Source organism: Caballeronia sp. BCC1704 (genome assembly GCF_902833455.1).
In the GTDB taxonomy this organism is placed as follows: Bacteria; Pseudomonadota; Gammaproteobacteria; order Burkholderiales; family Burkholderiaceae; genus Caballeronia.
Genome location: NZ_CADFFT010000003.1, coordinates 14,039 through 26,367 on the forward strand (window position 1 = coordinate 14,039; position 12,329 = coordinate 26,367).

Here is a 12,329-nt window from a genome sequence, read left to right on the forward strand (position 1 = left end):
ACTCAGCTCTCGGAGTCACGATGCAGTCCAAGTTGCGCGAAGAAGATATTCGAACCCGTGCCTATCTCCTTTGGGAGGCCGATGGCCGACATTCCGGGCGCGATCACGTTTATTGGCAGCAGGCCATCGCTCAACTGAAGGAAGAAGGCGTCGCGCCGTCGCGCGATGCGGTCATCGACGAACATGGGCCGTCAGGCGCGAAGAAGCCGTCGAAGGTCAAGAAGGGCGCTGCGGCCTCCGATACGTCCGTTACTCCCGAGGCCGACAAGAAGGCGAAAGCGAAGACGAAGACGCCGGTCAAAACCGCAGCGAAGACCGCAACCAAGACCGCAACCAAGACCGCGACCAAGACTGCGGCGAAGTCCGAACCGAAGTCCGCCGCGAAGAAGCCAGCGAAGCCGAAGGAACCGGCGGCCGAAGCGAAGGCCAAGTCCACCGCCGCCGCGAGCGAGCCAAAAGCCAAACGCGGCAGCAAGACGGCTGGTGCCGATGCTTCCAAGCCCGCGAAGAAGCCGCGCGGGACGAAGGCCGTCGAAGGACAGGCCGAGTCGAGCTAACGCTGCGGCGAGCGTCCGACAGGCATATCGACGCGAGGCGCGGTTCGCTAAGCGTCCGCGCCGCCGCCGCGCCTGCTCACGATAGCCAACGCCACCGCGCCCAGCGCCAGCGCCGCGGCCGCGATCCACAGCGCGTACGAGAACGATCCGGTTCGCTCCGCGATCGGCGCGGCGACGATCGGCCCGACGATTTGTCCGAGGCCATACGCGCCCGTCGCGTAGCCCATCAGCCCGGCTGCCGCGTCGCCGCGCAAGCGGCGCGCTTCGCGCATGGCGAAGAGCGTGATCGCGGTGAACGGCAAACCGAGCAGCACGGTGCCCGCGCCCAGCCCGATGGCAGTCGGCGACACGACGCCGAGACCGATGCCCGCCGCCTGCACGATGTAGCACGCAGCCAGCAAGCGCCGGTTGTCCCATGCAATCGGCAGACGGGCGCCGAAGACCGCGCCCACCATCAGCGCCAGCCCGAAGGCCGGCCAGAACAGATCGGGCCACGGCGACCCCGGCAACGCGTGTCGCGCGATGACCGGCAGGAACGTCGCGGTGATGATGTAGCCGAAGCCGGCGAGACCATACAGGCTGACGAGCCAGAATGCATCGCCACGGGTCGAGGCGTGCGCGGTGGCGCTTGCAGCGCGCGCGTGCGCCGAGGCCGGCGGGGGCGTCAGCGCGAACGCCTGCCAGATGAACGCGATCGCTACTGCCGAGCACGCCGCGAAGCCCGTCCACACCCACGGCGCGCTGACGCCGTACGCGGCGGCACCCGCGCCGAGCAGACCAGTCGCGACGATGCCGACGCCCGGTCCCGCGTAGATCACGCCGCTCATGCCGTGCGCGTTCAGTTCCGCGAGGCGTCGCAGGCCCCACTGCGATGCGAACACGAACGCCCACGCGCTGACGACGCCCGCCGCGAAGCGTATCGCGGTCCACGCCCAGAAGACGTGCACGAGACCCATCGCCAGCGTGAAGACGGCGGTCGTCACGAGCGCGAGTCGCACCATGCGGCCGTGATCGACGCGAATGGCCGCGCACGTAAGCGCGCCGATCAGATATCCCGCGTAATTGGCCGATGCGAGCCATCCGCCCTGACGAATATCGAGCGCGCCGCTCTTGAGCATCAACGGCAAGAGCGGCGTGAACGCGAATCGACCGACGCCGAGCGCCACGGCGAGCGCGACGGCACAGGCGAGCGCCGCATCGCGCGCGGGATGCGTGGATAGTGCGTGAGCTTCAGCAGACGTAGCCATGACAGATCGAGAAAGACGAGCAGTTTCTCGATGCTAGCTTGACCGCCGCATCTTGAAAAATGAATAATCAAGATGCGATCAATCTCGGATGCAGATCATGGACCTGGGCTCATTGGCGATTTTCCGGACCGTCGTGCGCGAAGCGGGCGTGACGAAAGCGGCGGCCAAGCTCAATCGCGTGCAGTCGAACGTGACGACGCGCATTCGCCAACTGGAGGCGACGCTCGGCACCGAGCTTTTCGAGCGCAACGGCCGAAAGCTCGTGCTCACGCCCGCGGGCGAGACGCTGCTGCCGTACGCCGAGCGCCTGCTCGCGCTGGCCGACGAAGCGCGTCACGCGGTGCGCGAAAATCGTCCGCAAGGGCGTTTGCGTCTCGGCACGATGGAAAGCACGGCCGCGAGCCGGCTGCCGCGCGTGCTCGCGGCTTACCATCAACGCTGGCCGGACGTGACGCTGGAACTGGCGACGGGCGTGACGCGCGCGCTCATCGACAGCGTGCGTGCGTATGAAGTCGATGCCGCCGTGCTCGCGCGTCCTATCGAGCCGAACGCGCTTCCCGCCGAGCTGTTCGAAACGGTGCCCGTGTTCGAGGAAGAACTCGTGCTGGTCACGCCGCGCGGGCAGCATCCGACCGCCATGGCGCAGCAGATCGCCGGGCTCACGCTCGTCGCATTCGAGCGCGGCTGCGCGTATCGCGCCTATGCGATGCGCTGTACGAAGAGCAAGGCATCCGGCCGGCGCGCGTGCTGGAACTCGGTTCGTATCACGCGATCGTCGCGTGCGTGTCCGCGGGCGCGGGCGTGGCCGTCGCGCCGCGCTCGGTGCTGGAACTCGCGGGACTGGCCGACGAAGTGGAACTGCATTCGCTCGGCGATCTCGGCCGCGTGAGCACGCTGCTCGTGTGGCGCAAGGGCCACTTCTCGGCGGCGCTCGGCGCATTGCGCGACTTGCTGCTCGCGCGGTCGTGAGCGCCCACGCGTCGCCCGTTAAGACGCTTTGCCGATGTTCAACTGCACCTGGTCGATCGCCGCCATGACGAGATCGTCTGCATGGCGAATGCCTTCGGCGGATGCGGCGAGCCCGTCCAGACGACCATCGATCAGCAGCAAGGCGAGCCCGTGCACATACGCCCACGCTGCGGTCAGCGCGACGGCGCGCGACGCGTCCATCGGCCCGAAAGTATGCTTGCCCGATGGCGGGCCGAGCGGCGCGTCGCCAAATACGCCGGCCAACGCGAGGCCTGCGGTTCGTCGCGCCTCGATGAGCGATGGCCGGTCGGCATCGAACATCTCGGCGCGCGACATCAGCCGCATGAGATCCGGATTCTTCTTCGCGAATTCGATATAGCCACGCGCGATGGCCCTCGGCCTCTCCGACGCGTCTTGCACGTCCCGCGCACTATTCGCGATGCACGCCGACAGACGCATGAAGCCATCGGCCGCGAGTTCGCTCAGCACGCCCGCCGTATCGCCGAAGTGATGCTGAGGCGCCGTATGCGACACGCCCGCCTCGCGCGCAATGGCTCTCAGGCTCAGCCCGCTGATTCCGTCGCGTTTCAGGACCACTTCGGCGGCCTGCAACAACGCTTGCGGCAGCGATCCGTGGTGATAGGGCTTGTGCTGTTCTTTTTCCGTTGGCTTCGCCGCGCGCTTTCTGGCTCGCGTCGGCTCGGCGAGACCGCTTTCGCTGTTGTCGACCATGTCGGTGGCATCGCATTTTTACATTGGAAACTTATGGTGATGCGTTCAGGGCGAAATGTCAAAGACCGGTCCACATGGAGAGCGCGCGCGGTCTGTCCGGTCACGGCACAGAAGATTCACCACGCGATGATCTTTCGTCCGTCATCGCGCGATGCGCGCCCGCAACGGGCGCTTCGTCCGCGAGCGAGCCGAAGCGCGCGGCGAGCCATTCCTGCGCCCATTGCCGCGCGAAGGCCACCGCGTCGTCACGCAAGTCGAAGCCTGCGAGATCGCCGCTCATGAAGACGTCGGTCTCGCTGCCGTCCGCGTTCGTCGCGCTGATGCGCGCGTGCGCGATGTATTCGCCGTCCGCCCGGCGGGGCGTCGGGTCGATGCGATAAGGGGATGAAGTGGATTGCATGATGCTCTTCCTTCGATGCAGCGTGTCCGCTGTTCTGCGCGTCAATCGAAGAGCGTCCGATCCTTCGCACACGTGTCGATCATTTTCTCGGCGTACGCGGTCGATGCGCGCCGCGCGTCACCCGCGTTGCGGAACGGCTCTCGCGCGTCGAGCCTGAACACGCGGCTTCGCGTCACGCCGTCTGCGAGGCCCGGCTCCTGAATGCGCACGGCGGCGTCGAAACCGTCGTCGTAATTGTGGGCGCGGCCCGAGACCTGCGGCCGATGCGGAAACACGAGCGGATGAATTTCTAGACCACGGTAAAGACGGAAGTCGACTGTCATGAGAGGCTCTCGCGCCGCGCGGTGGCGGCAAATATGTACAGGGCGTGGAAGGTATCGGTAGTGATGACGCTTTGGCCGCGTTGCACGGCCGCGAACCACGCGAGGGTCATTCGCCGTCGGTCACGAGTCGCTCAGCTAGTCCATCGTACGCGCTTCGGAGACTTTGTACAGCGAAATTTCCGGCTTGCGTCCCGAGCGGCTCGAAGCGTTCGAAGAGGCCACGACGTTGCCGCATGATGTGCCTATAATGGACCGCACTAGACACATCCTTCCTGCAAGAGGCGCGTGATTCCCTGGCGCCTCATGGTCCGCATTAGCATTCATCGCGGCTTCGAATCAAAGACTCATATCGAGCGCTCGCGTCGCTTGCCGCACAGTCGTCATCAGCGCAACGCGCAATGGCGCTTCAACAGGACACTCACTCATGCAAGCGCATATCCTCGACGTCTATTCGAGCCCGAATGGCGACACATGGCGCTTGCGCATCGGCGCCGACGAATCGCGCGTCGTTCAACATGTCCCTAACGCGGCTTCGGGCGGGCAGGCATCGGAGATGTCGGTAGAGGCGTTCCTATCGTCCGACGAAGCGACGCCGCAACGCGAGGCGCTAGTCGTCCTGCTCGACCAACTGCGGCGCGATGGCCAGCAGCCGAGCACGCCTGCATCCGATGAACACGCCGTGCCTCGCAAGTCCGCTGCCGATCCGTTATTGCTCACCGCTGCGCGCGTCCGGACCTTCGCGGACGAAGCGCATCTGACGAATGCGAGCGGGTTTTTCTTTGCTCGCGACGGACGGCTCTTTCTCGTGACGAGCCGTCATGTGGTCAGCGATGCGCCGAGCGAGCACTTTCCCGATCGGCTCGAAATAGAACTGCACATCGACGCCGACAACCTCGGCGCTTCGACTTGGTTCTCGTTGCCGTTGTATGCGGATGGCGTCGCGCTATGGCGAGAAGGCGCGGATGACGGCGGCGCGATCGATGTCGCCGTGCTCGAACTTGCGCGTGATCGCCTGCCCGCGACCGCGCGCTTCGATGCGTTCGGTCCCGAGCATCTGCCGAAGCCCGACGGCGCGCTGCCGGTCGGCGCTTCGGTGCTGATCGTCGGTTTTCCGCTGGGCTTTCACGATTCGCTGCATCATCTGCCGGTCGTGAGGCAGGGCGTCATCGCGTCGGCGTTCGGGCTGCGCTTCCAGGGCAAGGGATGCTTCATCACCGATGCGCGCACGCATCGCGGCACGAGCGGCGCGCCGGTCGTCACCCGCGATCCGTCGAAGGCGGGCACGCCTGAAGCGTCACGGCTGCCGTGGCTGTTGCTCGGCATTCACTCATCGACAATCGATATGGGCTCCCGCGACGTGCAGGTGGATGAAACGCTCGGCCTCAACAGCGCGTGGTACTCGGACATTCTCATGACGTTGACGCGTTGAGCGAGCGCGCCGTCCGGACGCGATTTTCACCATCCTGTTAAAATAGGCGCTCTTCGCACGTCCCGACGCATCGCATGCGCGCACCGCAGCTATCGCGTTGCCAGCGGGCCGAGCCTCTGTTGTCTCAGTGTCCGGCGCACTTGCGCCGCACGTCTTCGTCCGAATCCATACCGCCATGACTCAACCCGCGACCGGGACTCACACGCGCGTCGTCTCGCGCCTCTCATTGCCGTCATCACGCGCCGAATGGGTGCGGGAGATTCTGGCGGGCGTCGTGACGAGCCTCGCGCTGATCCCCGAAGTCATTTCGTTCGCCTTCATTTCCGGCGTCGAGCCGCGTTCGGCGCTGTTCGCCTCGGTCGTGCTGCTGATCGTCACGTCGCTGCTCGGCGGACGGCCCGCCATGGTCACTGCCGCGGCGGGTTCGGTGGCGCTCGTCGTCGCGCCGATGGTCCACGCGCACGGCGCGGGCTACATTCTCCCCGCCGTGCTGCTCGCGGGCTTGATACAGATCGCCTTCGGCGCGCTGGGCTTCGCGCGCATCGTGCGCTTCATTCCGCGCTCGGTCATGCTCGGTTTCGTCAACGCGCTCGGCGTGCTTATTTTCTGCGCGCAGATTCCGCATCTCGTCGACGAACCGCTTGCGGTGTACGCGCTGTTCGCGATCACGCTCGCCATCGTCGTGATCGGGCCGCGCGTGACGCGGGCGGTGCCGGCGCCGCTCATCGCGATCATCGTGGCCACCGTGCTCGCCATTGTGTTGCACTGGTCCGTGCCGACGGTCGGCGGCGATCGTCCCATGTCGTCGGACTTGCCCGGCCTCACGCCCTGGTCGGTGCCGTTCGATCTGAGCACCTTGAAGATCGTGTGGCAGACGGCGGTGTCCATTGCGTTCGTCGGCTTGCTGGAGACGCTGCTGACCGCGAAGCTCGTCGACGAAGTGACCGCGACGCGTTCACAAAAGTCGCGCGAATCGTGGGCGCTCGGGCTCGCGAATCTCGGCGCGGGCGCCTTCGGCGGCATCGCCGGCTGCGCGATGATCGGGCAGACGGTCGTGAACGTGGAGATCGGCGGGGCGCGCACGCGCGTGTCCACGCTCGCGGCGGCGGCCACGCTGCTTCTGCTCATCACCGGCCTGAGTTCGGTGATGGCGCGCATCCCGATGGTGGCGCTCGCCGGCGTGATGATGGTCGTCGCGGTCAAGACGGTGGACTGGCACAGCCTGCGCCCGGCCACGTTGCGCCGCATGCCGCTCATGGAAACGTCCGTCATGCTCACCTCGATCGCGCTGACCGTGTACACGGGCAATCTCGCGATCGGCGTGGTCGGCGGCGTGTTGCTGGCGACGGTGCTGTTCGCGCGGCGCGTCGCTCACGTGATCCGCACGACGCGCGCCGTATCGGACGACGGCGAAAGCGTGCGCTACGAAGTGCACGGACCGCTTTTCTTCGGCAGCAGCAACGATCTCGTCGACCAGTTCGAGTACGACGCCGATCCGCGCTCGGTCGTCATCGACTTCGCCAAATCGCAGGTGTGGGATGCCTCGACCGTCGCGGTGCTCGACTCCATCGAGGGCAAGTACCGGCAGCGAGATGTGGCCGTGCAGTTCGTCGGGCTGGACGAGCGCAGCCGGGCGTTTCACGCGCGGTTGAGCGGCAACTTGAATGCCGGTTGAAAGGCGGTGCGATCCGCCGTCGAATGACGCGCCGAAGTCAAAGGTAAGACGAATTCGCCCGATACGTTAAACACCGCACAATTGCGCCTTTGCCCAGCGTGTACTGTTCTCCCTGACCGCCCGACTTGAGAGGCGGAACAAGCGAAAACAGATACGGGGAAGCAAATGAAATCACGTGCAGCGGTTGCGTTGAGTGTCCTGTTGGCTGCGTGCGGCGGCGGTGGCGGCGGGGGTGCATCGAACGGTGGAACGACGGCGGCGTCGGCCGCGCCTGCGTCCAGTTCCACGGCCACGGTGTGCTCGGGCGGTCCTTTCACCACGGACGCGAGCAAAGTGTGTTCGGATGCGTCGGGCAAGGTCGTCACGGCCTACGTGTACGCGCAGCCGCAAACCGTCATCGCTGACGGTACGGTCATCTCCGCAAATACGACGTGGCCCGCGAGCGGCTCGCCGTACTACATCGCGGGAACGGTGCAGGTCGCCAAGGGCGCGACGCTCACGATTCCGGATGGCGTCGTCGTCGAGGGCCTCAAGCCCGTGCCTTGCGCGGCCGACTGCATCGGCACGGTGCCGACCAAGGGCATCATCAACGTGGCGGGGCAACTGAACGTCGGCGGCAGCAACCAGTCGCAGTTGCTCGGCGTGACCGTCAGCAACGTGGACGGCACCGTGGGCGGCGGCACCGTCGGCATCCAGCACACGCTGCTGCAAGACGCGTTCGTGCAGATCAGCCCCGCAGCGCCGTTCTCGATGACCTACAGCCAGGCGTACCGGCTGAACGTCACGCGGATCGTTCGCGCGGGCGTCACCACCTATCAGGCCGGAACGAACGGCTATCCGAGCTTCAAGAACGCCACGCTGAAGTACAACACGTTCGTCGACTCCGCCGCGTTCGCCTTCGATCCTTCGGTCGTCATGCAGAACAACTTGTTCGTGAACATGGTCGACGGACTCGTGCTGATCGACGATTTCCCGGCGACGGGCGCGCCCACCGGCATCGCGAAGAACAATTCCTTCCTCTTCAAGAAGGATTCGCCCAATCTGAATCGCCAGGTCATCGCGGCGCACGGCACGTACAACGCGTCGACGATTCATACGCTCGATTTCTCGAACAACTTCTGGGGCGTGACGGACAACACGACGATTCAATCGCGCATTCTCGACAGCACGAATTCGACTAGCCCGCGACTGCCGAACATCGTCAACTACGCGCCTGCGGCCACCACGGCCGACCCGGCCACGCCGGCCGATCCGCAAAGCGGCACGCCCAACGTCTGATCTCTGACGGCTGGAACAATCGACGGCCGCGCGAGCTTTCCGGCTCTGCGGCCGTCGGCGCCATGATCCTGCGCAAAAAACCGGCGAACGCAGCGAAAGCGCGTGGCATACTCGGCACGGTATTCACCGGAACGTCGGGTTCATGCGAAGCCGTTTTACTCGGACCATTGGCACACTGTTGGGATTGCTTGCAATCCTGATGGTCTCGCTCGCCCCGACCGTTTCGCAGACACTCGCTTCGTCGCACCACGAGCACGCGGCAGCCGACATGGACTGTTCCATGCCGGAGATGCAGCATGCGCCCGCCGGGAATTCGAAGGACGGCACTTCGATGTCCGACGGGCAGGCGTGCGGCTATTGCGGCCTCTTTGCGCACATGCCCACCGTGCCCATCGCGCAAACGCGTTTTGCGCTGACGGTCGAGGCCATCGTCCATCAGGCGGCGACGCGCTTCGAAAGCGTTCGGCTCGTGGCGCGCGTGTCGCCGTCGCAGCCTCGCGCGCCTCCTGTCTTGTCCTGATATGAATCTCATCGACGCGATGCGTGAAGCGCATCGCAGTGCCTCGCGCATCGGCTAACCGACGCGCGGCGGCATGACGACGACCTCATTCAAGGACACGACATGCACGTCATCCCGACGCGCTGCGGGCATTCGCTGCCTGCGGCGTCACTCGCTTCGGCCATCGCGGCCGCTCTGCTTCTCTTGCCTGCTGTCGCCGGGGCGCACTCCGTTGCCGGCGATCGCATCTTCCCCTCGACGATGGCGGTCGACGACCCCGGCGTCGGCGACGAGGCCAATCTCCAGTTCGGGCACATTCGCGTGCCCGGCGACGACGGCGACCAGAGCATCAATACCTTCGAGTTCGAATACGACAAGCTGATTACGCCGAGGCTCGCGGTGTCGGTCGGCGGCGCGTACGCGATGCAGAACAATCCGACGGCGCACGGCTTCGACAACGTCGAGGTCGGACTCAAGTACCTTCTTTACGTCAACGAGGCGCACGAGTTCATGACGTCCGTCGGCGTCAGCGCCGAACTGGGCGGCACCGGAAGCCGCGCGATCGCGGACAGCCATTCGACCATTTCGCCGACGCTTTATGCCGGCAAGGGCATGGGCGATCTGCCGGACTCGCTCGCGTACTTGCGTCCCGTGGCGATTACGGCGGAAGTCGGGCCCGCGCTGACGACGGGCTCGGGCCAGCCGAACGCCTTCAACTATGGATTCACGGTGCAGTACAGCCTGCCGTATCTCCAGCAGCACGTGCGCGACGTGGGCTTGCCGCAGCCGTTTTCGAACATCGTTCCGCTCGTGGAGATTCCGCTATCGAGGAGCCAGGGTCAAACGACGGGCACGGTCAATCCCGGCTTCATCTGGATCAACCGCTACGGACAGTTCGGCGTCGAAGCGCAGATACCGCTCAACCGCGCGAGCGGCTCGCATGTCGGCATTCTGGTTCAGGCGCACATTTTCTTCGACGACGTCGCGCCGAGGACGCTCGGCAAGCCATTCTTCAAATAAGCGAGGCCGAAAAATGAGAAAACATCGAAAGGCCGGGCGGTGGCTCGCGAGCGGTGCGGCGTGGGCGGTCGGGTTGATGCTGTCCGGCGCCGCGTGCGCGCATGTGTTTCCGCAGAAGCAGGAACCGGGCGCGGGCGCGACGGTGGCTGCGCCGGCGCGCATCCGCATTGTCTTCGACGGGCCGCTCGAGCCCGCCTTCTCGACGCTGACCGTCACCGATGCAAGCGGCAAGCAGGTCAACACCGAGAAGTCGAAGGTGGATGCGCAGCAGCCGTTCATCGCCACGCTTGCGCTGCCGGCGTTGCCGGCGGGGCGTTACACCGTCCACTGGGCGGCTGTCGCGGACGACGGGCATCGCACGCATGGGGATTACAGCTTCGAGGTGAAGTGATCCGCGCGGGGCTTGCGTGCGGTTTCGGGGCGGGCGCGGGGTGAAGCGCCGCTCCGCTCGCGACTTGTGGCTCGCCGGACGCGCCGCCCGACGCGGGAAGCGGGGCATATCGCGGAGCCGCCACGCGCGCGTTGCTTGATCTAAGACGACCACGGCACGCGCCTCGCTTGCCGAGGCGGTCTACAACGCAGGCGGTGTCCCGTGGCCGAGGCAGCGACTTTGCGGGCGAGGCGGCGCGTCGTGGTAGAACAAGCGCCGGCGCGCGCGGTGATGCGCCCCGCTGCCCGCGACTCGTGGCTCGCCGGACGCGTTGCTTGGTCTACGACGACCCCGCGCGCGCCTCGCTTGCCGGAGGTCTTCTACCGCGCAGGCTGCTCCGGGGCCGAGGCCGCGAACTGCGGGGTGAGGCGGCGCGTCGTGGCGGGACGAGCGCCGGCGGTCGCAATCATCGACTTCGTCATCGCGCAGCCGAACGGCTGGAGCGCGCCGCAAACCGCGCTCCGAACCGCCAACTCCGATTCCCTCGCGCCCGATGAAATCGGCCACGCCATCATCCGGCGCAAGCCGGTAGAGCACACGCATGCCGCGACGCGCTCGAAAGGCGCAAAGCGCCGCCGAGGTCGCGGCACAACGGTTGCGTAGGCTGAGATGACTTCTACGCCGGCGGCCTCATGACATGCGTTCTTCTGGTCGATGACGACACACTCTCCCTTCACGCGCTCGAAGCGGTCTTCGAGTCCCGCGGTTTCAGCGTGCTCCTGGCGCGCAACGGTGTCGACGCGCTCGCCACCGCCATTCGCGCGCTGCCGGACCTGGTCGTGACCGACTGGGAAATGCCGCTTTTCGATGGCGTGACACTGTGTGAGCGGCTTCGCTCCGTTCCCGGATTGGCGCGCATTCCTGTCGTTCTTACGTCCGGTAAACAGCGCCCCGCCGATGGCCCGCAAGCGTGGGACGTGTTCCTTCAGAAGCCGCTGGACTTGCGCCTGCTCGAACCGATCTTCCGGCGGTTCTAGTCGAACGTTCGTCGCGGGCTCGATGTCCTGAAACGGAGAAACCGCCATGAACAGAACGGAAACGGCGCTGATCGTCAGCGCGGGGCCAGGTCTGAGCGCATCGCTGGCTCGGCTCTTCGCGAAAGAAGGCATGCAGGTCGCGCTGGCCGCACGCGATACGGCCAAGCTCGCGCCACTCGTCGATGAAACCGGCGCGTTTGCCGTTGCATGCGACGCGAGCGAGGCGCGGGACGTCGAGAGTCTCTTCGCGCAGGTGAGCGGCAAGTTGGGTGTGCCGGATCTCGTCGTGTACAACGCGAGCGGCCGGTATCGCGCGCCCGTCGGACAGATCGACGCCAAAAGGCTCCGCGATGCGATCGACGTCACAGCCATAGGCGCGTTGCTCGTCGCTCAGGAGGCGGCCGTTGGCATGCTCGCACGCGGAAGCGGCTCCATCCTGTTGACCGGCGCAACTGCGAGCGTGAAAGGCCTGCCCGGCTCGACGCCGTTCGCGATGGGCAAGTTCGCGCTGCGCGGCATGGCGCAATGCCTCGCACGGGAACTGGCACCGAAGAATATTCACGTCGCGCACTTCGTGATCGACGGCGGCATTGCGAGCGGCGCGATGCACCGCGACGTCGCGAATGCGCCCGACGCGTTGCTCGACCCGGATGCGATCGCGCGGGAATATCTTCACGTGCACCGGCAGCACCGCAGTGCGTGGACATGGGAGATCGAACTGAGGCCGTGGGTAGAACGGTTCTGAAGCCATGACCCGCGCAGGATAAGCTCAAGTTCAGGGAAGAATTGCCGA

General features: G+C 65.8%; 14 protein-coding genes and 1 pseudogene. 11 read left to right on the forward strand and 4 right to left on the reverse strand.

The window, feature by feature from the left end:
- Positions 1 to 20: 20 nt before the first annotated feature.
- Positions 21 to 557, forward strand: coding sequence for a DUF2934 domain-containing protein (locus HWX53_RS15770; RefSeq protein WP_175942517.1), 537 nt, complete (start codon positions 21 to 23; stop codon positions 555 to 557).
- 47 nt (positions 558 to 604) lie between these two features.
- On the opposite strand, the gene HWX53_RS15775 is transcribed toward HWX53_RS15770, so the two are convergent.
- The gene (locus tag HWX53_RS15775) at positions 605 to 1,804 is read right to left on the reverse strand and encodes a YbfB/YjiJ family MFS transporter (RefSeq protein WP_175942519.1); all 1,200 of its coding nucleotides are present in this window, start codon (positions 1,802 to 1,804) and stop codon (positions 605 to 607) included.
- Positions 1,805 to 1,901: 97 nt separating this feature from the next.
- Here HWX53_RS15775 and HWX53_RS15780 point away from each other — a divergent pair.
- Positions 1,902 to 2,773: pseudogene (locus HWX53_RS15780) on the forward strand (LysR family transcriptional regulator).
- Positions 2,774 to 2,791: 18 nt separating this feature from the next.
- Here HWX53_RS15780 and HWX53_RS15785 read toward each other — a convergent pair.
- From HWX53_RS15785 to HWX53_RS15795, 3 genes are all read right to left on the reverse strand, one after another.
- Entirely contained in the window at positions 2,792 to 3,505 is a 714-nt protein-coding gene (locus HWX53_RS15785; protein WP_175942521.1) for a TetR/AcrR family transcriptional regulator, read from the reverse strand.
- Positions 3,506 to 3,605: 100 nt separating this feature from the next.
- Complete coding sequence (locus HWX53_RS15790) at positions 3,606 to 3,905, reverse strand: hypothetical protein (RefSeq protein ID WP_175942524.1); 300 nt, start codon at positions 3,903 to 3,905, stop codon at positions 3,606 to 3,608.
- Positions 3,906 to 3,946: 41 nt separating this feature from the next.
- Positions 3,947 to 4,228 carry a hypothetical protein gene (locus HWX53_RS15795; RefSeq protein ID WP_175942526.1) on the reverse strand — a complete coding sequence of 94 codons (282 nt, stop codon included), beginning with the start codon at positions 4,226 to 4,228 and terminating at the stop codon, positions 3,947 to 3,949.
- 424 nt (positions 4,229 to 4,652) lie between these two features.
- On the opposite strand from HWX53_RS15795, the gene HWX53_RS15800 reads away from it, so the two are divergent.
- The 9 genes from HWX53_RS15800 to HWX53_RS15840 all read left to right on the forward strand — a co-directional run bounded on the left by HWX53_RS15800 (position 4,653) and on the right by HWX53_RS15840 (position 12,281).
- The gene (locus tag HWX53_RS15800; RefSeq protein WP_175942528.1) at positions 4,653 to 5,657 is read left to right on the forward strand and encodes a serine protease; all 1,005 of its coding nucleotides are present in this window, start codon (positions 4,653 to 4,655) and stop codon (positions 5,655 to 5,657) included.
- A gap of 175 nt (positions 5,658 to 5,832) precedes the next feature.
- Positions 5,833 to 7,332, forward strand: coding sequence for a SulP family inorganic anion transporter (locus tag HWX53_RS15805; protein WP_175942530.1), 1,500 nt, complete (start codon positions 5,833 to 5,835; stop codon positions 7,330 to 7,332).
- A gap of 165 nt (positions 7,333 to 7,497) precedes the next feature.
- Complete coding sequence (locus tag HWX53_RS15810) at positions 7,498 to 8,610, forward strand: hypothetical protein (RefSeq protein WP_175942532.1); 1,113 nt, start codon at positions 7,498 to 7,500, stop codon at positions 8,608 to 8,610.
- 142 nt (positions 8,611 to 8,752) lie between these two features.
- Entirely contained in the window at positions 8,753 to 9,130 is a 378-nt protein-coding gene (locus HWX53_RS15815) for a DUF2946 domain-containing protein (RefSeq protein WP_175942534.1), read from the forward strand.
- Positions 9,131 to 9,232: 102 nt separating this feature from the next.
- The gene (locus HWX53_RS15820) at positions 9,233 to 10,129 is read left to right on the forward strand and encodes a hypothetical protein (RefSeq protein WP_175942537.1); all 897 of its coding nucleotides are present in this window, start codon (positions 9,233 to 9,235) and stop codon (positions 10,127 to 10,129) included.
- A 13-nt stretch (positions 10,130 to 10,142) separates the two neighbouring features.
- Positions 10,143 to 10,520 (forward strand): copper resistance protein CopC, encoded by a 378-nt coding sequence (locus tag HWX53_RS15825; RefSeq protein WP_175942539.1) that lies wholly within the window; start codon positions 10,143 to 10,145, stop codon positions 10,518 to 10,520.
- A 345-nt stretch (positions 10,521 to 10,865) separates the two neighbouring features.
- Positions 10,866 to 11,162 (forward strand): hypothetical protein, encoded by a 297-nt coding sequence (locus tag HWX53_RS15830; RefSeq protein ID WP_175942541.1) that lies wholly within the window; start codon positions 10,866 to 10,868, stop codon positions 11,160 to 11,162.
- A 29-nt stretch (positions 11,163 to 11,191) separates the two neighbouring features.
- Positions 11,192 to 11,536 (forward strand): response regulator, encoded by a 345-nt coding sequence (locus tag HWX53_RS15835; protein ID WP_175942543.1) that lies wholly within the window; start codon positions 11,192 to 11,194, stop codon positions 11,534 to 11,536.
- A gap of 46 nt (positions 11,537 to 11,582) precedes the next feature.
- Positions 11,583 to 12,281: an SDR family NAD(P)-dependent oxidoreductase gene (locus HWX53_RS15840; RefSeq protein WP_175942545.1), complete on the forward strand. Its 699-nt coding sequence runs from the start codon at positions 11,583 to 11,585 to the stop codon at positions 12,279 to 12,281.
- The last annotated feature ends 48 nt before the right edge of the window (positions 12,282 to 12,329 follow it).